Raw genomic sequence first — 21,227 nt, 5'->3', positions numbered from 1 at the left:
TGCGCCTTGAGAGGCATCAGGGGCGCGATCGCGGCGGAATCATCTACGGCCACAGCGTCGTCACCCCTTGATCTCGATCGCGGTGGGGAAAGGGATCACGATCTCCGCCGCCGCCAGCTCCCGCAACAGCTCCCGGTTGATCCAGTCGATCGAATCCTTGAACGCGGTGAAGGTCAGCCCTTCCGAGACGAGGTGACATTTGAAGTCGTAGCTGAACTCGGCGATAGCCAGCAGCCGGCAGGCCTTCAGCTCGAATCCGGCTGTGCGATCAATGATCCCGCGCACCAGGCCGGGGATCGATGCCAGCTGCTGATCGGTGGTGTCGTACGACACCGAGAGCACGAAGTGGGAGAGATCCACCCGATAGATCAGCTGATTGAAGGCGAGCGTCAGGGACTCCTGCAGATCGATGTAGTCGCGCCAGTTCACCACGTGAATCAGGCCGATGCAGCGCAGCCGCTGCGGCGAACCTGGCTCCAGCTCCACGGTGAGGCAGGGATTGATCAGATCGGGCCGGCCCTCGGCATAGCGGCGCGCCAGCGCCAGCAGATCGGCGATCTGATCGGGGCTGAACGGAGACTCCGCATCCAGCTCGAGGTTCAGCTCCAGGCCCTGCAGCTGAGGCGAACCGGCGACGGTGACATGGCGCGAGAGGTTGTTGACGATGCAGTCTTCCGCCACCGCATTCGGAATCGTGACGCGACCGGTGACCGTTTCGAGTTCCACTGAGCGCAGGCCGATCTTGGTGAGGAAGCCCTGCTGGTCGCCGATCTCGCAGAACTCCCCCACCCGCAGCGGCCGGTCGGTCTGCAGCGACAGGCCGGCGAAGAGGTTGCTGAGCAGCTTGGAGGCACCGAGGCCGATCGCCAGGCCGGGCACGGTGGAGAGGGCAAGCACCAGAGTGGGCGACAGGCCCAGCTGCAGCAGCAGCTTGTAGATCAGGGCCACAGCCACCACCCCCGACACGATCCGGCAGGTGGGCATCACCCGGTTGCTGGTGCGAGAGAGGCGCCAGACGTCGTGACTGCCCGACAGGCGCACCAGCCCCTCCGACACCGAGCGGCCCAGCGCCTCGAAGAACAAAAACACCAGCAACACGCCCAGGCTGAAGTAGGCGACTTCAAACAGCAACGTGAGCACCACCAGGGGCAGGCCGGTGTAGTTGAGGTAGTCGTCCACGAGCAACTCCACGGCCTTGGTGGCGATCACCATCGGCAGCACCAGCACAAAGCGCTTCCAGGCCAGCGAATCGCGCATCCAGACCCCCGCCGCATCCGTGGAGATGGTGCGGAAGGAGCGGATCAGCTGCCGGAACAGCAGCGACAGCAACACCAGCAGCAGACCGATCGCCAGCACCGACAGCACCAGCCGGAACAGGGTCTGCCCGAAGAGCACCTCGGTCTCCAGACCGGCGCGCAGGCCGGCTGGAAAATTCAGGTACCACTTGGGCGGGAACAGGCGGCCGGGGGTGTGAATGAAATCGTCGTAGAAATTGCGGGTGACAAAGGTCTGATCGCCGAGATCAGCCACCTGCCGGCTCAGCTGGGCATACATGGCCGAGGCGCTCGCCACCGTGGCCGCCGAGAAATAAAAGTTGCTGTTGGCCGCATCCTCCGCCAGCTGGCTGGTGAGCACGATCGAGGACCCCGGAAGCGTCCATGACTGGGTGTCTTTGGAGCGTTCGTCATTCAGCGCCTTCATGGCGGCGGCATCGGGGATGGTGATCACCTGCCGGCTGCTGTTGAAGATGAAATCGAGAACATGCTTGAGCTGAATCGCCGCTTCGTCCTTGAGGTACGGGCGCACGCCGAGCGGGAACAGCGATCCATCCAGCGACGCCACCGCCGCATCGAAGCGCACCTCCACTTCCTCCATCTCAGCCCGGGCCTGACGGTTCCAGAACAGGCCGCGATCGTTGAGGTGCGACGCCTCCACATCCTCGATCAGTTGACCCACATCAGCCATCACGGCATAGAAATTGAGCAGGGTGGCCTGCGGTGAGTCCCCCACCACCTGCCCCAGGGGCGTGTGGCGCCAGAGATCGGCACGCCGTTCCAGATCGGTGTAAAACGGCTGATCCTCGAGCGGAATCACCGTCTGGGCACTCCCATAACGCTGATCCAGCAGCTGATGGTTCCCTGTTTGAGGACCAGCCCAGAGCGGCAGACCGGAGAGCAGGCACGCACTCAGAAGGCCAGCCAGAAACGCAACGATCCATTTGCTCCTGCGCACGCCAGTCATCGCCGAACGGTTGGGTTGACGTTAGCCAGAGGGTTCGACTCCAACCTCAACGCCGAGGTTGCTGTGCATCGAACCCACACCAACCGGGCGAGCTCCTTCTAGCTGCTGCCCGCCCCCGGGGCCGCAACAGCACTGAACCACTGCACTAAGGATGGACGCAGGGTGCAGCCGGCAATGAGCCCGGCCAGCGCCCCGGTGATGAACAGAAGGGTGGGAGCCATAGAGCACTCAAGCCATTCCCGTTCAATAGCAATGGCCGATAGTCTTGGGAGCCTCCACTCAGGCTTGAAGCTGGAAGTTGCGTTACCTGTGGCGACGCAGAGCTCCCCAAGGGACAGCCCGGGAATTCATCCACCAGATCTACAGACCGATCACAACCAAGCTCACCACTCGCGTCGAAAGCGCCGATAACACGGATCAGCTGACAATCCGGCGAGAGCCCTGCTGACGCTGTTTCGGCTCCAACCAATACTGAGGGTCGGTATGACGCGGCGGTGATCTGAGTTCACCACCCTGGCCCATGAGAAACAGGGACCAGGGCGAGCAACGGCTTATTTGAACAGGTTCTGCAGCAAAGCACCAACGGCCGCTCCAACCGCTTCCCCGGCAGTGGGCTGCGGGCTGCCATTGTTCTGGGTGGCCACCAGCTTGTAGTTGGCGAAGCGGAACACACCGGTGTTGCCGTGATCCACGAAGGTCACCGGCCAGCTGCCCCCGAAAGAAGCGGTGATGGTGTAGCTATGGCCCCCTTTGCTGGTGAACACATAGGTGTTGCCGTTGCCGAGATGGATGCGGTAGCGGCTGTTGTTTCCCTTCACCACCTGCTTGAGATCACAGGGCCCATCGAACATGGTTCTGCCCGCTTCGCTGAGGCTGCAGAACCCGGTTTGTTGCGCCACCTGCTTCTGTGGCTGGGGTTGAGGCTGCACCGGGTCAGCGCCGAACAACTGCCTGGTGAGCCGCTTGGCTTTCTTCTGGGCACTCCAACCATCTTTCCAACAGGTGCGCTGCGCAATGCTGCAGGCCTGACCGGAGCTGAGCCGGAAGTCGCGGCTGTTGGAGCCGCTGAGGTTCTGCGTCAGGCGATCGGCGGCGAACTGACCGAAATAGATCTTGGTGATGCCGATGGAAGGCCCGTAGCTGTCGTAACAGACCTGCCCCACCTGGTCGCAGACCTCACCTGCACGGGGAAAAGTGATGGCATCAGTGTTGGCCTGGGCCGCCAGGGGACTGATCAGCAAACCAGCAACACCGGCCATCAGAACGGCAGAGCGCATCGCGACACAAGAGAACAAGCAGCGAAAAACTAGAGACCGAAGTTCGCTGCGTTATCCAGCGAGGCGGCAAGTGTCTCCCTTTGAAGCTGTGCCCTGTCGCTGCCTCCGAGTACGACAGAAACGAACAACGCAGGCGCGCTGTCGTGGATCAAACGATGATGTCGACGCAAAGCCACGGCATCACTCACCCAATGATCCGAATCGCACTGGGGCTCAGTTCGGCACTCCTCCTCGGTGGGGTCAACGCCATCACTGCGAACAGTGCCGGGAAAGCCATGGCCGCTGAACCCTGGGTGAGCTGCCTCTACAACAACAAGAGCATCCCCTGCCGGCGCACCTTTCTCTGCGCCGATGCCCCCTGCGACCGGTTCAAGATTGAGTGGAAAGACGGCGTCCACGACACCTACACCCGGGTGAAAGACGGTGCTGCCCGCAATGTGGGCTTCTACAAAGACGCAAGGGGAGGGGAATGGATGCTGCGGGAGTACGCCGGCAGCTTCGGGCTTATCAATCAAGCCAACGGCAACACGATCATTTTTGATATGTCGCTCGAGCAATGCCCCAACTCAGGCCTGAGCGATCTCTGCGCAGCGAAACCGAATCAGGCCAGCGCCGAGCCCCAGCAGGCCTTGGCGATCCTGCTCAAACAGCTGGATGCCAAGCCCCTGGGCCTCTACGACGGAGTGCGCCTGCTGCGGATCAACAAGCAGGGCAGCGGCAGCCTCACCGTGTCGGTGAGCTGCGAACGCGAGCAGTGGCGCGTGCAAAGCAGTAACAACAGCCAAGGGCGTTCGAATGTCTACGACGCCCCCTTCCTGGCAGCACCAGGCATCAACCGCACCTGGGTGTGCACAGGGCCGGCCAGGGTCCTGGAGTGAAGACTGAATCAGCAGGGCACAACAGGATTGAGCTCAAGCGTGCTGCTGAGGGTGAGGCGGGAATGAAAGATTTCAAACACCGCATCAATCCGCTGCGCTTCAAATTTGGACATTTCCAAGATCACTGCGAGGTGATCCAGAAAGCGTCGCTCCTCGGGCTCAAATGGGCCATCGGAACGCATCAACTCGGAGGCCATCGCGTACGCCGTCATGCACTGAGCGCTCGTGAGACATTTCGCGGCCTGAAGCATCATCTCGTGGGCCCCTAACGCGCGTCGCAAATCGAGCAGTTCATCCAAAAGGGCAATCATTTCGCCATCGGTCATCTGGCAGAACGGTTCGCGATAATCCAGCGCATGGCGAAATGAGCGCGTGCCCGCTTTGGTGAAATGACCATCCCAAGACACAGCGGCAAAGCCAACCGCTGCAAAGGCCGTTAACGAATCCATCACGGAGAGAACAAGATATTTCGTTATCGCCTCAGCCCACAAACCAGTGATGTGGCAAGCAACACACGCTCGACGTTTTAAGTGATTCCACCTAGCTCAAGCCTTTGCACACCATGGCCGCCTCCCTTTCAGCGAGAGGAGTGCTGCTTGCGCTTCAATTGGAGCCACATCGCTTTCTCCAAGGCCGTGAGCTTTGGCGCTGTCTCATGCAGCACCGCAGTGGCGCGCATCTTGGCGTTGTAGATGGTCTGAGTGGTGCGGTCGAGCTTGTCGAACGACATAACCAGAAAGCAATCAATACTTCACGCATTAACCTTCGAGCGGGAGAGCTGATGTATTAAGGAGCACCACCTGATCACCCCAATGGATCAATCAGGCCATAAAGCAAGGCCATCACCGCCAATTGGGTGCGATCAGCAGCGCCAAGTTTGTCTTTGGCATTCACCACATGGGTTTTCACCGTTTCCAGGGAAATGGCGAGGCTTTCGGCAATGGCCTGATTGGTGAGGCCGCGGGCCACGCCTGCCACCACATCACGTTCCCGGTCGCTGAGTTCTTCCACCAAAGGCGGAAGATCAGGTCGGGGTGACTGCGCAGCACCAAGCTTACGAATCTCCTCGGGGAAATACACCCCGCCTTCGGCGAGGGTGGCCAAAGCCTGAATGAAATCGCCCTTGCCGCTGCCCAGGCTGGATTTAAAGACCACGGCATCAGCGAAAGCTTCCATCGCCTCCTGCACCACCTCCTTGGTTTCACGCACCAGCAAGATCAGCAGCTGGCAGGTGGGCAGCTCCGCCTTCACCCGTTTGAGCAGATCAATGCCGTAGCCACTTTCCAGATCCGAACTGCAGATCAACAGGCTGGGTTGGGTGCGTAGCACCAGTTCCAAACCTTCGTCTTCTGTGGTGGCAGCGCCCACCATCGAACGTCGAATCGGCTCCGCCAGGCAAAGGCAGCTGAGGGCAAAGCGATCGCCCATGCAGGCCACGACCCGCTGATTCTGAAAAACTGCTCTGCCTGATGCATCGCCTCGAGCAGCGCTTGCGACTCCAGCCGCAGTTCCATCACCAGCGAGGTCGAGAGCCCTTGTTCTAGCTGCGTGAATCCGGCTCAGCAGCATCAACAGAAGAGTGATCGCGGCACACCACCCCACGAATGCACTCGGGGTAGCGATCACGGCCCAGACGCCATGCCGCGGCGGCATCGCTCACCTGCACGGTTTCGGTCTGCAGCTGTCCGCGTCGTTGCAGGATCAGGTCGTAGGCCGGGGGCATCACCACTCCTTGCGCTCCTTCTATTGAGGGCGATGAAGCGGATCTCCGCATCCCTCAACTGAGGGAGGCATTGCTCGATTTCCATCCCTCAACTGAGGGTGTGTATTCAGGCGTGTTGGCTTGACAGCGGAGGAGTTCGCCGATGGGCCAGTCAGACAGGAAGCCAATGATGACCACCCCCCGCTACGGCGCAGCCCTGCAATGGGCCGAAGAACTGCATCGCGCGCAGCGCCGCAAAGGCAAACCGGTGCCCTACATCTCGCACCTGATCAGCGTCAGCGCCCTGGTGTGGGAAGACGGCGGCAATGAAGATCAGGCGATTGCAGCCCTGCTGCACGACGCCATCGAAGACGCAGGCCAGAGCCATGCATCGATCGCCGAACGCTTCGGGGTGGCGGTGGCCGACATTGTGCGCGACTGCACCGACACTTCTCCCGAGGCCAAGCCGGGTGAAAAGGAACCCTGGTTGCTGCGCAAAACGCGCTACCTCGACTCCCTCGCCAGCAAGCCCTTGTCCTCACTGCTGGTGACCGCTGCCGACAAGGCCCACAACGCCGGCGACATGGTGCTGGATGAAAGGCGCGATCCAGCGATGTGGAGCAAATTCAATGCCGGCCTCGATGGCAGTGCCTGGTATCTGCTGCGCATGCATCAGGCGCTGGTGGACCGCCTGCCCAGCAGCCGCTCGGTGGAGCGCCTGGGGGAAGCGGTGAACGACATCCTCAACAGCGGCGCCTATCAAGCCCTGATTCCTCAAGGAATCACGGAAACGGAGTGGGCCGAAGCGTACCCGCAGCGGCATGACCACAAAGCAGGCGACCACCACCGTTAGCAATGGCAACCAAAGCTTTCCGTTGATGGTGTGCGCGAAGCATTCTCAACTCCAGAGATCCGCATCTGGATCGGGGATGCACTTGAACACCAGCTGCTCTTTGGCGATCTCAGGAATCAAAACCTCCTCGCCAACGTGCCTTGAAATTCGACATGGGAGGCGGCCGACGTATCACTCAAAAAGCAGCGATCAACAACCAGCACTCTCGCCTCCAAAGGCCTATCCAGCAGATCCATCATCAAGAGGATCCTTCAACATCCAACTCATCAGCCCTGAGAGAACCTCACCACGTGTTGCAAACCCCATCGCGACCTTGCGGGCATCGATCGCTGCCACAAGCTCCTCAGGCAACTCAAGAGACACTCGCTTCAAGGCACGAGGAGATTTAAAGGTCACAGACCTACGGCGGCGGGGATCTGGAACTTAGAGGTCCCTTACCGGATGCGCATCCAAGCCTTTTTGCTGGAGCCACCAAAGCGCATCTCCCTCAATCAAGGGATGCCCAAAACCCTTGGCCAGAACCATCCTGAGAAGGAACATGCACGTTCATGCCCACCCGCCTGATCACACCGAGCCAGCTGTCGCTGTTCAGCATCAGCCCCGTGATCGGGTCCTGGTGGGAGGAGCTGCAGGCGCAGAAGCTGTTTGAAGGCAGCAAGCCAGCGGTGAGTGAGCTGGATCAGCAGCTGTTTGCTGATGGCCTGCGCCACGAGCAGGTGCTGCTCACCAAGCTGGAAAAGGCAGGCCACAGCATTGCCCGGCTGCCCGGCAAACAAACCGACGCTGACTACGCCGCCACCCAGGCTGCGATGGCCGACGGCTTCGACTTCATCCATCAGGCCTCGATGTGCCATGGCGGCATGCGCGGCAGTGCCGATCTGTTGCGCAGGATCGAGCAGCCATCGGCCCTGGGCGATTGGAGCTACATCCCGATCGAATGCAAGCTCGCCAGCAAGCCCAAAACCACCTTCCTGGTGCAGGCCTCGGCCTACTGCGAACTGCTCACTCCACTGCTGGGGCATCGCCCCGATCAGTTCGAGCTGTACTTGGGCGGCGGCAAGTTTCAGCGCTACGCCACCGATCAATTCTGGGCCTGGTACCAACTGCTGCGCCAACGCTTCGCGACGTTTCAACAGAGCTTTGACCCCAGCCAAGCGCCCGAGGATTCCCCGGGTGATCACGGCGGCTGGACGGCCTTCATCGACGAACGGCTCGAGCAGCAGCGCGATCTGATGCTGGTGGCGGGCATGCGCCAGAGCCAACGCCAGAAACTGCGCGCCGAAGGCATCAACACAATCGAGCAGCTGGCGGCGTTGCCGGCTGGCAGCAGCGTGAAAGGGCTGTCTGGCGAGGCCTTGCATGAGCTGCGCCAACAAGCTGAACTGCAACTCGCCCCTGTGGATGCCAACGGCCGGCCGGCCTATCGGCTGCGGCCGCTGGTAGCGGGCAAAGGTTTGGATGCACTGCCGGCAGCGGATCCCGGCGACATCTGGTTCGACATGGAGGGCATCCAGGATTCCGTGGCGGGAACCAAGCTGGAATACCTTTTTGGCGCTTGCTACCGCGATAGTCCAGAGGCCAAGCCCCGCTTCAAGGGCTGGTGGGCCCACAGTGAGGCCGAAGAAAAAACCGCTTTCGAAGACTGGGTGGATTGGGTGGAAGCGCGGCGCCGGAGCCATCCGGGCCTGCACGTCTACCACTACGCGGCCTACGAGAAAACGGCGATGCGGCGTCTGGCCCAGCAGCACGCCACGCGGGAAGCGGAGATCGACGACTGGCTGCGCAGCGGCCTGCTGGTTGACCTGCTGCCGGTGGTGACCAGCGCAATTGTGCTCGGTGAGCCGAGCTACTCGATCAAGAAGGTGGAGCACCTTTATATGGAGCAGCGCCAGGCGGGGGTGACCAACGCCGGCGATTCGGTGGTGGCTTACCTGCACTGGCAGCTCTCCGGCGAGCCAGAGATGCCCGGGGAAGCACCGAAAGCCAGCCCGAAGCTGCAGGCGATTGAGGACTACAACCGCGAAGACTGCGAAAGCACGGTGTTCCTGCACGACTGGCTGCTGAAGCTCAGGCGTGAGCAAGGCCTGCCAGAGCAACCCCTGCAGCAGCCCCCTGATGAGGCTGCTCAGGAGCCACGGGAACCACAACCCCTCGAGCTGCTCAGCCAACAGCTGCTCGAAGAGATTCCTGACCACCTGGCAGATGAGGATGCTCTGGGGCCACGCGGGATGAGCTGGCGTACTCACAGGCTGCTGGCTCAGCTGCTGCCGTTCCACCACCGCGAAGCCAAGGTGGGCTGGTGGGCCTATTTCGATCGCCGCTCCAAGGCCGAACTCAGCCCAGCGGAGCTGATCGATGACGGCGAAGCGATCGCCGACGCCCAATGGGTAGGGATGGACGAACGCCCCAGTGCCCGCACCGGCGCCGACATCCACCACTTCCGCTTTGACCCCAGCCAACCGCTGAAATTGCATGCCGGCGATGGCGACGGCCGGCTCACCGTTGAACTGCCCGCCACCGGCTTGAAGCTGGATGTGGATGCGCTCGATGCCGAACGGGGAACGCTGAGCCTGAAGCTGCCCTGGAGCAAGCGCGATCAACGCCTTGCCAACGGCGAAGGCGAGGGCATCCCCAAACACGCCACCTCGGTGATCAAGGTGCCGGCCGACATCAGCAAGAGCCTGCGCGAACAGCTGGAAGAGCAGGCCATGGCATGGGTGCACGAGCACCAGCCGATCCCACCAGCGATCCTGCAACTGCTGGAACGGCACCCCCTGCCGGCACTCCAAGAGCTCAATGCAGCCATTGCCGAAGATCCCAACGCCGTTGGCGATGCCCTGGCGGGTTTTCTGCAGGAGCATTCCGGCATCAGCCTGGCGCTGCAGGGGCCACCGGGCACGGGCAAAACCACCGTCACCGGCCAGGTGATCGCCCAGCTGGTGGCCGCAGGCCAACGGGTGGCAATCAGCTCCAACGGCCACGCCGCCATCAACAACCTGCTCAAAAAAGCCAAGAGCACCTGCAGCGCTGCAGGGGTGGCCGGCGAGGTGGTGAAGTGCAACAACAGCAAGGAAGAGGCGCTGAGCGCCGCAGGCATCAGCGTGGTGAAGCCCGGCCAAATCACGGAGGCCATGGCGGTGGTGGGCGGCACCACCTGGATGTTCTGCAAAGAGGAGCTGGCGAATCAGTTCGATTGGCTGGTGGTGGATGAGGCGGGGCAGATGTCGCTCGCCAATCTGCTGGTGATGGCACGCTGCGCCAGATCGATTCTTTTGGTGGGCGATCAACAGCAACTGGCCCAGCCCTCCCAGGCCGATCACCCGGGTAATTCAGGCCAGAGCTGCCTGGAGTACTGGATGGAAGGCGCCTCGGTGGTGCCAGACGATCGCGGCGTGTTTCTCTCCACCAGCTGGCGGATGGAACCAAGCCTCACGGCGATGGTGAGTGCACTGTTTTACGAGGGCCGGCTACAGGCCAGCCCCGCCAATTGCGCCAACCGCATCAACTGGGGCACACCCTGCCAAAGCAGTGACGGACAGCTATTACAAGGTCAAGGCCTGGTGTTTGATCCGGTGGCGCACAGCGGCAACAGCGTCTGCAGCGACGAAGAAATCAACCGCATCGAATCGCTGGTGGATGCCCTGCTGGGGGGCAGCTATCAACACGCCAAAGCCGGCGGCATCGCAGCAGGCACGCTGACGCCAGACACAATCCTGGTGACGGCGCCCTACAACGTGCAGGTGAACCGGCTGCAGCAACGGCTGGCTGGCAAAGCCCGGGTGGGCACGGTGGACAAGTTCCAGGGCCAGGAGGCCCCGGTTGCCATTCACTCGCTCACGGCGAGCAGTGGTGATGAAGCACCTCGCGGGCTGAGCTTTCTGCTGGAGCCCAATCGCTTGAATGTGGCGATCAGCCGCGCCCAATGCCTCTCGATCGTGGTGGGTTCACCGGGTCTGGCTAGCGGCATCGCCAACACGGTGGCGGAAGCCGAGCAGATCAATCGGTTGTGTGAGGTGATGGGCTGATGGACGTCTTTTCCTTCCGAGACCGGGTTATTGAGGACTACGGCCAGTTCTCGCGCAGCTTCACCCAGATCAAAGCGCCCGATCTCCAGTCGTTTGTGGATGGGACCTATGGCAAGGGCGAGTATTGGCCTTCACCACTCATCCAGCTGAATCCAAGCTTTGTGAGCGGCGGCGCCATCAGCGAGCTAGTGGACGCAGGGCTTTTGCATCCGGAATGCAGCCGGATCTTCCGCTGGGGTAAGGACAACGGCCCCGGGCAAGAGCTACAACTGCACCGCCATCAACGCGATGCCATTGAAATTGCCAGCCGTGGCGGCAGCTTTGTGGTGACTTCGGGCACGGGCTCCGGTAAGTCGCTGGGTTACATCATTCCGATCGTGAATCGGGTTCTGGAAGCGCGAGCGCGAGGGGATCAGCAGAAACGCATTCGGGCGATTGTGATTTATCCGATGAATGCGCTGTGCAATAGCCAGCAAGAGGAATTACAGAAATATCTCGGCCTTGGCTATCCGGAAGGCCCGAAAGTCACTTTTGCGCGATATACAGGTCAGGAAAGCGATGAAGAGCGGGAGAAGATCAAGAATGATCCCCCCGACATCCTGCTCACCAACTATGTGATGCTCGAGTACATCCTGACCCGGCAGGATCCACTCGATCAGAAAGTCATCGGCGACGCCAAGGGACTGGAGTTCCTGGTGCTTGACGAGTTGCATACCTATCGAGGGAGGCAGGGTGCGGACGTCGCACTCTTGGTACGCCGAGTCAGACAACGACTGAATGCCAATCTGCTCTGCATTGGCACCTCGGCCACCATGGCCTCAGAAGGCACGGCCAAGGAACGCAATGCCACCGTGGCGCATGTTGCCAGCAAGCTGTTTGGCACCGAAATCCCCAGCGAACACATCGTCACGGAGACGCTGCAGCGCTGCACTGAAGGTGATCTTCCCAACCAGGAAGAGTTAACCCAGGCCCTAAGAGTTGATTATTCGACTCAAGTAACCGAAACCTGGACAGCTGAAGATTTACGCCAGCACCCTCTCGCCCGCTGGGTTGAGTTGAAGCTCGGCCTCGAGAAAGAAGACGGGTTGCCTGATGGCAAATGGGTGCGCTGTAAGCCGCACACCCTGCAGCAGGCCACCAGCACATTGGCCGAGCAAACAGGGCTAAATGAGGAACAGATCCTGGCAACGTTGAGGGATTTCCTTCTGGCTGCCTATCAGGTGGAAGTTGGTCCGAATCGGCGCTTTTTTGCCTTTCGCCTGCATCAATTTGTCTCCGCAGGTGGTGAAGTACAGGCATCTCTCCAAGCCCCTCAGGAACGCTATCTCACGCTGAAGGCACAGAAGTACCAACCCAATGCCGGGCGCCAGGCACTGCTCTACCCTGTTGTGTTCTGCCGGAACTGCGGGCAAGAGTTTCACCCAGTCTGGGCCCATCTCAATAACAAGGTTCCGGTCAAGATCGATCCACGCGATTTCAAAGACGAATCAAGTCTTCGCGAACGGGATGTGGTGAATGGCTACTTCATGCCCGATGCCAACGGTGAATACACCATCGATGACTTGGACAAAGCCAACTTTCCCGATGGTTGGCTTGAGCCTGACAAGAATGACGAGCTTGTCCTGAAGCGCACGTATCGGGAGTTTGCCCCGGTGCCTTGTCGTTTTCGCTCCGATGGAGGTGCGAGCAGTGATGGTCTTTCCGGCTGGTTTCTGAAAGGGAGTTTCCGCTTCTGCCCAAGCTGTGGTGTGGAGCACGGGGTGCGCAGCAGCGAATTTCGCAAGCTTTGTGGGCTCAACTCAGAAGGCCGCAGCTCCGCCACGACCACCTTGAGCCTGGCGGTGCTGAGGCAACTGCTGGCGTTCCCAGCGAAGGAGATCCCTGATCAGGCCCGCAAACTGCTGGCCTTCAGTGACAACCGGCAGGACGCATCACTGCAGGCCGGCCACTTCAACGATTTTGTGCGGGTTCTGCAGCTACGGGCAGGCCTCATTGCCGCATTGAGCGCGCAATCCGAGAAGGAACTGAGCCTTGAAACCCTGGCGCAGGCCGTGGAAAAAGCCCTACGGCTCGATGCGGAAGACTTCATCGCCATTCCCAACGTCAAACCCAACATCGAGCAAAGCAATCGCCGTGCTCTGCGGGGAGTGTTGGAGTACCGGCTGATGGTGGACCTGCGCAAAGGCTGGCGGCTCACCAATCCCAACCTCGAGCAACTGCGGTTGCTTGAAGTGGATTATGCGGAGCTGGTGAATTGCGCCGAAGACCAGGAGGACTGGGGGCAGCGCCATCCTTTGCTGGCTCAAGCGAGCAGTGAAGAACGGTTCCTGATCTGCCATCGCCTCCTGGAAGAGCTCAGGGAACGACTTGCGATCGACTGTGATGCACTGATTCAAGAGGAATTTGAACGGCGCAAGAAGTCAGCAACCGATCTTGAGGAGGTCTGGAGCATCGGCCGCGAGGAGAAGCCAGAGCTGGCCCGCAGTGTGGTGACAAGCCCAGTCCCCCAGGAGCTCAGAAACCGGGGTGTTGAAGGCTTATCGCTCCGTGGTGAATTCGGTCGCTGGCTGAAGGCACGCGAACGCTGGCTCTCGGCAGAAGACCTCTACCGAACCCTGAAATGGAAGGACGACCTCTACCAAGAGGTGATGGGTCACATCCTCGAGATGCTTTCGGCATGGGGCCTTGTGAAGACCGTGGACGTGCGGCTTGGCAGCAAGGCTCGTGAGGTGATGCAAGGTTGGCGCCTCAACAGCACTGCTCTGCGTTGGACTCTGGTGGACCCGGAAGCACCACCTCAGGACCGCTACGCCGCGTGTTTGGAACAAGTGCGGCAGAACAGTGGGCGACGTGGGCCGGTCAACCCCTACTTCCGAAGTCTCTACGCCGACCTCGCCCATCTGATCGCAACGGAAGGCCGACCATTCCTGCAGACGCTGTCCGCACGGGAGCACACAGCCCAAGTGGATGCGAGTGAGCGCGAACGACGGGAAGATGACTTCCGCAGTGCTGCCCTTCGGCTGATGTACTGCTCACCCACGATGGAATTGGGCGTTGATATTTCATCGCTCAACACTGTTTACATGCGCAATGTGCCGCCCACGCCGGCGAACTACGCGCAGCGCAGCGGCCGCGCCGGCCGCAGCGGGCAACCAGCTCTGGTGCTCAGCTACTGCGGTGCCACATCGCCCCACGACCAGTACTTTTTTGCGGATCCCGTGCGGATGGTGGCGGGTGCTGTAAGCGCTCCAACGCTGGAATTGGCCAATGAAGAGTTGCTCAAGGCCCACTTCCGGGCGCTTTGGCTGGCAGCCACTCGGCAGCGCCTGCCCGGGAAGGTGAAGGAGCTGGTGAACATCAGTGCCCCAGGGCGGCCAGTTCAAGCCGAGCTGATGGAGGCCCTCTCCAGGGATGAGGCCTACCGCTCAGCCCAGGCTGATTGCCAGGCCATCGTTGACGACCTGATCGAGAAGCAATGGCTCGGAAGCACGCCACCGCCATGGCTTACAGGCAGCTGGCTGGAAGCGATTACCCATGGCGCCGCGCTGGATTTCGAAGCCGCGCTCAGCCGCTGGCGTGAGCTACTTGAGGCAGTGGATGGTCAGATCAACCTGGCACTCAAAGATCTGGGCAACCACGCCATCAGCGAGCGCGAGCGCCTGGCCGCCGACACCCGTCTCAAAGCAGCACGGATGCAACAACAGTTGCTGCTGGCGGATAAGCCAGGCAGCGGCAACAGCAACAACGACTTCAGCACCTACCGATACCTGGCAAGCCAAGGCTTCATGCCGGGCTACAACTTCCCGCGTCTACCGCTGATGGCGTATATCCCTGGCACACGAGAACAAGTGGGCGGCGGCACCTACATCACTCGCCCGCGGTTTGTCGGCATCAGTGAATTCGGTCCCCACTCGCTGATCTATCACGAGGGGAACACCTACAAGGTGAAAGGTGCGCTGCTGGGGTTGCAGGACAACGCTGCTGCAGCCGGATCAGCAACCCTCGCCACGCAGGACGCCCTGGTGTGTGGGGCCTGCGGCCATGCCCATCTCGGTGATGCCGCTGAATCAGAACTGTGTTGCCACTGCGGCACACCGCTCAAGCTGCATCCCGAGGGCCAAGCCGTTCGGATCCCGAAGCTGTATCAAATCGAGCAGGTCACCACGAGGAGAGCTGATCGGATTACTTCCGACGACGAAGAGCGCCAACGCCTTGGCTACGAGCTGATCACCACCTACGAATTCCCCAAGGACAACGGTGTGGTGAAAGTGGCAAAGGCCCAGGTGAGTTGCGAGGGACAACCGTTGCTGGAACTCAGCTACGCACCGGCCACGCAAATCAGCCGGGTGAACCTCGGCTGGCGGCGGCGGGAGAACAAAAACGACATGGGCTTCCCGATCCACCCGATCAACGGTCAGTGGGGCGGCGAAAAAGACATGCGTGGCGATGCGGCCGACGACGACGGCCCAGAAGTGGGCTTCGTGAAGATCACGCCCTACGTGCAGGACCGCAAAAACGCATTGTTGGTTCGCTTCCTCGGGGAATGGGAGCCGCAACAGCTGGTGAGCGTGAAGAGCGCGATCAAACGGGGCATCGAAGTGGCGTTTCAGCTTGATGGCAGTGAGGTGGCAGCTGAGCTGATGCCCAACGAAGAATCAGCAACGGCGCTACTGCTCTATGAATCGGCAGAAGGTGGTGCCGGCGTTCTGAGCCGACTGGTGGAAAGCGCCAGCGCTTTGCAGGCCGTGGGCAAAACCGCCCTCGAGATCTGCCACTGGAGTTGGGTCGGCGAGGTGCCCGCCCTCGAATCCCAATTGATCAACTCAGATCCCGAGTGTGAGGCGGGCTGCTACCGCTGCCTGCTCGGCTATCACAACCAACGCGATCACGACCTCATTGATCGCCAGCTCACCGAGCTCAAACAAGTTCTGCTTGATCTGGCGCGCTGTGAACTGGTGGGCCAGGGCGGAGTGGATAGCCGCAGCGCGTTGCTGGAGCGGCTCAAGGAGCTAGCCGGCAGTGGTCTGGAAAGGCTCTGGCTCGACACCCTTTACCGGCATGGCCACACGCTTCCTGACAACGCTCAACAGGAGGTGCCGGGTCACTACGTCACCCCGGACTTCACCTACAAGGAGGCCTGTGTTGTGGTGTTCATCGATGGCCCCCATCACGACAAACCACTGCAGCAACGGCTGGACCAACAGAAGCGCCAGGCCCTGATCGATGCAGGGATCTCGGTTGTGGTGTTTACCCAGGACACCAGCAGTTGGCCGGAAGTTTTGAGCGAATACAGCTGGTTGTTTGGTGAGGGGAAAAGCTGATGTTTGACAGCACAAAGCGTTCCCTTCGCGAACTTCTCCAGGAACTGAGAAAAGGAACCATTCAGTTACCTGAATTTCAGCGGGGCTGGGTTTGGAAAAACGAGCAGATCAAGGAGTTGATTGCCTCTGTGATTCGGCAATATCCCATCGGTGCTGTGATGTTACTGGAAGCGGGTGGTGAGGTTCGTTTTCAAACCAGGCCTGTAGAGGGGCTGCATTTTCAAGGACAGACGCCCGATCCTGAGCTCCTGATTCTTGATGGCCAGCAACGCCTGACCTCCATGTTTCAGGCCACTTTGATGGGTTCTGCTGCAAAGACGGAGAACGAACGCAAGCAGAAGGTTGAACGCTGGTACTACCTGGATATGAACAGGCTGCTTAATAACCCCGATTTGCTGGAGGAAGCCGTCATCGATGTTCCAGCTGACCGGATACGTCCTGATGTTGCTGGGCGTAAGGGGCTCGATCTCTCCACATCAGAACTTGAATACGAGCTCCAGCTTTTCCCGCTTGGCAGGATTTACGAAGCGTCGAGCTGGCAAACGGGTTATGTCAAACATTGGAAGGAAACCGAGCAGTTCTCTGAGGCTTTTGAGGTGTACACCGCGTTTCAAGACAAGGTGATTGCTCCCTTCTGTGAATACCAACTTCCGGTCATCACCTTGGCAAAAAGCAGTCGACGCGAAGCGGTCTGCCAGGTGTTTGAGAAGGTCAATACCGGCGGGGTGAAGCTGAATGCGTTTGAACTGGTGACGGCCAGCTATGCCGCTGATGGATTTGATCTCAGGGCTGATTGGTATGGCCGCAAAGCACGTGATGGAGACGAGGCCATCGAAGGCCGCTATCAGCGTTTCTTAGCGGGTCGTGAACATGGCAAAACGGATGGTGTTCAGCGGCTCGGAAAGATCCTCAAGGCTGTTCGTGAGACCGACTTTCTGCAATGCGTCGCCCTGCTCTCAACCCGTCAGCGCCGAGAACTGGATCAGCAGAACTCTCAACTGCCAATTGAGAAGTGTACAGGCATCAGCTGCAAGCGCGCCACCATCCTCGATCTGCCACTCAGTGAATACCAACAATGGGCCGATCAAGCAGAGCTGGGCTTTTTTCGAGCAGGCCGTTTCCTGATTCAACAGGGCTATTACCGCAGCAAAGATCTTCCATATGTCACTCAGCTGGTGCCCCTTGCTGCCATCTTGAGCAGCCTGGGGGACGACTACAACGCTGCTGCAACCACGCAAAAAGTAGAGCAGTGGTACTGGTGCGGTGTTCTCGGAGAGCTTTACGGGGGCGCAATTGAAACGCGCTTCGGAAAGGATCTCCCTGAAGTGATCCATTGGATTGAAGGGAAGGGCGTCCCGAGCACCGTCTACGACGCTGACTTCAGGCCCAGCCGGCTCGACACGATGCGCACCCGTAACAGTGCGGCTTACAAAGGGCTTTACACACTGCTTTTGCGCGAACAGGCCAAAGATTTCCGCACAGGCAGGCCGATCGACGACTCCATCTTCTACGAAGACGCGATTGATATCCACCACGTTTTCCCCGCTGTGTGGTGTGAAGCCCAGGGCATTGACACAGATCAGGCGAATTCAATTCTCAACAAGACTCCTCTGACGGCGCGAACCAACCGAGTCATTGGTGGGGCAGCGCCATCGATTTACCTGCCAAAGCTGGAGAAGGCTTATCTCAAGCACCAAGGCAAGGAAGGAGATGAAGTCGGAAATGGCAGAACGGAGATGGATGCGCTGTTGCACTCGCACAGCATTCACCCCGAACATCTCAGGCGTGACGCCTTTGAGGCTTTCTATGAGCAACGAAGGCGTGATCTGCTCGAGCTAATCAGCCGCGTGATCGGTAAGACGATTGCCGTTGAGGGAACGCAATCTGCGGGTGAGGAAGGTCTTCCTCAATTGGATGAAGACGACGAAACCACCGCTGCCCTCGAGGAGATCGACGCATGACGCTGACACCAACCCCTGCGGCTCCCATCGACATCCCCAGCCCCGGTTCGATCGTGAAGGTGCGCGGGCGTGAGTGGATCGCCTTGCCCCAGAGCAGCACTGAGAAGCAGGAGCAGGTGCTCAAACTTCGGCCCCTGGGAGGTGGAGATCAGACGATCGCCACCTTGTATTGGCCGCTAGAAGGCGCAGCGGTGAAGCCAGCCAGCTTTGATCCGCCGGATCCAGCCCAAAGTGGCTCACAAAGTTCGGCGTTGCTGCTGCGGGATGCCCTGCTGCTCAAACTCCGCGCTGGCGCAGGGCCGTTCCGCAGCCTCGGCAATGTGGCGCTGGAGCCACGGCCCTACCAGCTGGTGCCGTTGTTGATGGCCCTCAAGCAAGCCGTCACCCGGGTGCTGATCGCCGATGAGGTGGGGCTTGGCAAGACCGTGGAGGCGTTGCTGATCGCCCGGGAGCTATTTGATCGCGGCGAGATCCGCCAGATCACCGTGATCTGCCCACCACACCTCTGCGAAAAGTGGCGGGCCGACATGATCGGCCAGTTCAACCTCGCCGCTGAGGTGGTTCGGCCTGGTACGGCCCAGAAGCTGGAGCGAGGGCTGCCGGCGGGCAAGTCGATCTTCGATGTGATCCCGTTCACCGTGGTGAGCCTTGATTGGATCAAGAGCGATCGCAACCGGGAGAGCTTCCTGCGCAGTTGCGGTGAGTTCGTGATCGTGGATGAAGCGCACACCTGCGCGGCGCGCAAAGGTGGCGGACGCCAACAACGCTTTGAACTGCTGCGCGGGTTATCGGCTCAGCCCGATCGACATCTGGTGCTGCTCACGGCCACACCCCACAGCGGCGATACCGAAGCCTTTGACAACCTTCTGGCGCTGCTGGACCCGAAGTTCTCCGGCTTGAGCGAGATGCCGGAAGGTCAACGGCGCAAGGACTTGCGCGATGACCTGGGCAACTACTTCGTGCAGCGGCGCCGGCAAGATCTCAAGGAGGAGTGGGGCACCAACGGCGCCGACTTCCCAGACCGAGAAACACGGGAAGCGGAGTACAAGCTCTCAGGCGATTGGGCTGAGCTGTTTCACGACGTGCTCGGTTACGCCAAGGATCTGGTGCAACGCAGTGCCGGTGAGAGCAAGCTGCGGCAGCGCATGAGCTGGTGGGCAGCTCTGGCACTACTGCGCTGCGTGAGCAGCAGTCCGGCAGCGGCATCCGCCTCGTTGCGAACAAAGTTGCTCAACCTGCAAACCGACGCCAACGGTGATCGCGACCGCGATGACAACCAAGTTGCCGCCGACCTGGAAGCCATGGCTTCCCTGGCGGTGCTGGATGGGGCGGACGAGGGATTCAGCGGGGAGGAAGCAGCACCCGGTGCTGATCTGGCCATTGCAGAAGATGCGGAGCAACTCCAGGATCTGATCGCTCGAGCCGATCTCCTGCGCGGCAAGGCACACGACCCCAAGCTCAAGCAGCTGATCAAGGAGCTGAATGCCTTGCTCAAGGAAGGCTTTCGCCCGGTAATCTTCTGCCGCTTCCGGCCGACGGCGTACTACCTCGCCGAGCAGCTCAAAGAGGCACTGCCAAAGCGCAGCCACGTGGTGACGGCGGTCACCGGTGATCTGCCACCAGAAGAACGCGTCTTGCGCATCCAGGAGCTGGAAGCTGAGGTCGCCAACGAGAAAGTCCCGGTATTGGTGGCCACCGACTGCCTGTCAGAGGGGATCGACCTGCAGCACACCTTTGATGCGGTGGTGCATTACGACCTCTGCTGGAACCCCACCCGCCATGAGCAACGGGAGGGCAGGGTGGACCGCTTCGGGCAAGCGCGAACAGCTGTGCGGGCGCTGATGTTGCACGGCGGCAGCTCCAATCCCGTCGACGATCGGGTGCGCACGGTGATCCTTGAAAAGGAGAAAACGATCCGCAAGGAGCTGGGGGTGAGCGTGCCGATCCCCGGCAATGCCAACTCAATCACCCAAGCCGTCCTCAGCAACATCCTGCAAGGCCCAGCCCAGCACATTCAGGGGAGCTTTGATCTTGAGCTGGAGGGAGACACCACGACGCAATTGGCGCTTGATGCCACGATCGATGCTGAATGGACGAGCGCCAAAGACAACGCCAAGAAGAACCAAGCGATCTTTGCCCAACGGAGCCTCAAGCCGGAGGAGGCGCTCGGCGAGTGGGAGCGAATGAAGGAGTCGTTGGGAAGTGAAGAGGCCGTCGAGCGATTGGTGGTCAATGCCAGCCGCAGGCTCAACCTCCCGATCGGCCCCATCGGCGCAAGCCCCGGAACCTGGGAGCTGGATCTCAGCCGACTGGAAGACGACCGCACGGCCCTGCGGGAGCGCCTGCGCAATCACGACCTGGAGGGCAGGTTGCGCCTGAGCTTCCGCTCGCCCGCTCAGGCGGGAAGCCAACTGCTCAGCCGCTCCCATCCGCTGGTGGTGGAACTTGCTGACTTTGTGGCAGAGCGTGCCCTCAGCGGCCTGGAACCCGAGTTAGCGGCACGGGCCTCGGTGATCCGCACCAAAGCCGTGAGCAGCCGCACCCAGTTGCTGGTGCTACGCCTGCGGCATCAGCTGCATCAAGACCGTTGGACCGGGAATGGCTACGACGCACTCCCCGATCTGCTCGTGGAGGAATGCCTCACGGTGCAGGTCAAGGAGCAAAGCGTTGAACCGCTGGAGGGAGCCGCTGCACTGGAACTGCTCGAAGCGGCACCCACAGGCAACGTGGACCCTGGCCAACGCCAGCAGTGGCTGAAGGATGCCGTCGCTGCCCTTGATGCCTTGCAACCGGCACTCAAGGCTCTGGCTGAACGGCGGGCCCAACTGGCCGAAGACGACCACCGCCGCGTCCGCGAAGCCTCCTTGCGCCGCGGTGAATCGCTGCGGATGCGCTTCAACTGCGAACCCGCCCCGGCCGTGGATGTGATCGGCCTCTTCCTGCTGCTTCCTGCCCCAACCCTTTGAGCC

Annotated in this window: 13 protein-coding genes; 6 read left to right on the top strand and 7 right to left on the bottom strand. The window is 60.6% G+C overall.

Annotated features, from left to right (window positions below; all coding sequences use genetic code 11):
* Window positions 1–60: 60 nt before the first annotated feature.
* From H0O21_RS07595 to H0O21_RS07590, 3 genes are all read right to left on the bottom strand, one after another.
* On the bottom strand, window positions 61–2,241 hold the full coding sequence (locus tag H0O21_RS07595; RefSeq protein WP_255440940.1) for a mechanosensitive ion channel family protein: 2,181 nt from the start codon (window positions 2,239–2,241) through the stop codon (window positions 61–63).
* Between the two features lie 98 nt (window positions 2,242–2,339).
* The gene (locus H0O21_RS13410) at window positions 2,340–2,462 is read right to left on the bottom strand and encodes a hypothetical protein (protein ID WP_255440939.1); all 123 of its coding nucleotides are present in this window, start codon (window positions 2,460–2,462) and stop codon (window positions 2,340–2,342) included.
* Between the two features lie 330 nt (window positions 2,463–2,792).
* Window positions 2,793–3,518, bottom strand: coding sequence for a YcgJ family protein (locus H0O21_RS07590; protein ID WP_185189250.1), 726 nt, complete (start codon window positions 3,516–3,518; stop codon window positions 2,793–2,795).
* Window positions 3,519–3,709: 191 nt separating this feature from the next.
* Here H0O21_RS07590 and H0O21_RS13405 point away from each other — a divergent pair, with 191 nt between their 5' ends.
* Entirely contained in the window at window positions 3,710–4,396 is a 687-nt protein-coding gene (locus H0O21_RS13405; protein WP_255440938.1) for a hypothetical protein, read from the top strand.
* 8 nt (window positions 4,397–4,404) lie between these two features.
* On the opposite strand, the gene H0O21_RS07575 is transcribed toward H0O21_RS13405, so the two are convergent.
* The 4 genes from H0O21_RS07575 to H0O21_RS07560 form a co-directional block, all read right to left on the bottom strand.
* Window positions 4,405–4,887, bottom strand: a complete 483-nt coding sequence (locus tag H0O21_RS07575) for a tellurite resistance TerB family protein (RefSeq protein WP_370523013.1) — start codon at window positions 4,885–4,887, stop codon at window positions 4,405–4,407.
* 86 nt (window positions 4,888–4,973) lie between these two features.
* Entirely contained in the window at window positions 4,974–5,126 is a 153-nt protein-coding gene (locus H0O21_RS07570; protein WP_185189249.1) for a hypothetical protein, read from the bottom strand.
* A 74-nt stretch (window positions 5,127–5,200) separates the two neighbouring features.
* Window positions 5,201–5,824 (bottom strand): response regulator transcription factor, encoded by a 624-nt coding sequence (locus H0O21_RS07565; protein WP_255440937.1) that lies wholly within the window; start codon window positions 5,822–5,824, stop codon window positions 5,201–5,203.
* Between the two features lie 112 nt (window positions 5,825–5,936).
* Window positions 5,937–6,119 carry a hypothetical protein gene (locus tag H0O21_RS07560; RefSeq protein WP_185190933.1) on the bottom strand — a complete coding sequence of 61 codons (183 nt, stop codon included), beginning with the start codon at window positions 6,117–6,119 and terminating at the stop codon, window positions 5,937–5,939.
* A 166-nt stretch (window positions 6,120–6,285) separates the two neighbouring features.
* Between H0O21_RS07560 and H0O21_RS07555 the strand changes: the two genes are divergently transcribed.
* The 5 genes from H0O21_RS07555 (at window position 6,286) to H0O21_RS07535 (ending at window position 21,224) form a co-directional block, all read left to right on the top strand.
* Window positions 6,286–6,951, top strand: coding sequence for an HD domain-containing protein (locus H0O21_RS07555; protein ID WP_185189248.1), 666 nt, complete (start codon window positions 6,286–6,288; stop codon window positions 6,949–6,951).
* Between the two features lie 548 nt (window positions 6,952–7,499).
* Entirely contained in the window at window positions 7,500–10,976 is a 3,477-nt protein-coding gene (locus tag H0O21_RS07550) for a TM0106 family RecB-like putative nuclease (protein ID WP_185189247.1), read from the top strand.
* Window positions 10,976–16,297 carry a DEAD/DEAH box helicase gene (locus tag H0O21_RS07545; protein WP_185189246.1) on the top strand — a complete coding sequence of 1,774 codons (5,322 nt, stop codon included), beginning with the start codon at window positions 10,976–10,978 and terminating at the stop codon, window positions 16,295–16,297. Before H0O21_RS07550 ends, H0O21_RS07545 begins: the two co-directional genes overlap by 1 nt.
* Window positions 16,297–18,258: a DUF262 domain-containing protein gene (locus H0O21_RS07540; protein WP_185189245.1), complete on the top strand. Its 1,962-nt coding sequence runs from the start codon at window positions 16,297–16,299 to the stop codon at window positions 18,256–18,258. The genes H0O21_RS07545 and H0O21_RS07540 overlap by 1 nt, the downstream gene beginning before the upstream one ends.
* The gene (locus tag H0O21_RS07535; protein WP_185189244.1) at window positions 18,255–21,224 is read left to right on the top strand and encodes a helicase-related protein; all 2,970 of its coding nucleotides are present in this window, start codon (window positions 18,255–18,257) and stop codon (window positions 21,222–21,224) included. Before H0O21_RS07540 ends, H0O21_RS07535 begins: the two co-directional genes overlap by 4 nt.
* The last annotated feature ends 3 nt before the right edge of the window (window positions 21,225–21,227 follow it).

The organism is Synechococcus sp. HK01-R (assembly GCF_014217855.1).
Lineage (GTDB): Bacteria > Cyanobacteriota > Cyanobacteriia > PCC-6307 > Cyanobiaceae > Synechococcus_C.
Note: the sequence above shows the minus strand (reverse complement) of the source record. Positions and strands in the feature narration are given on the sequence as shown.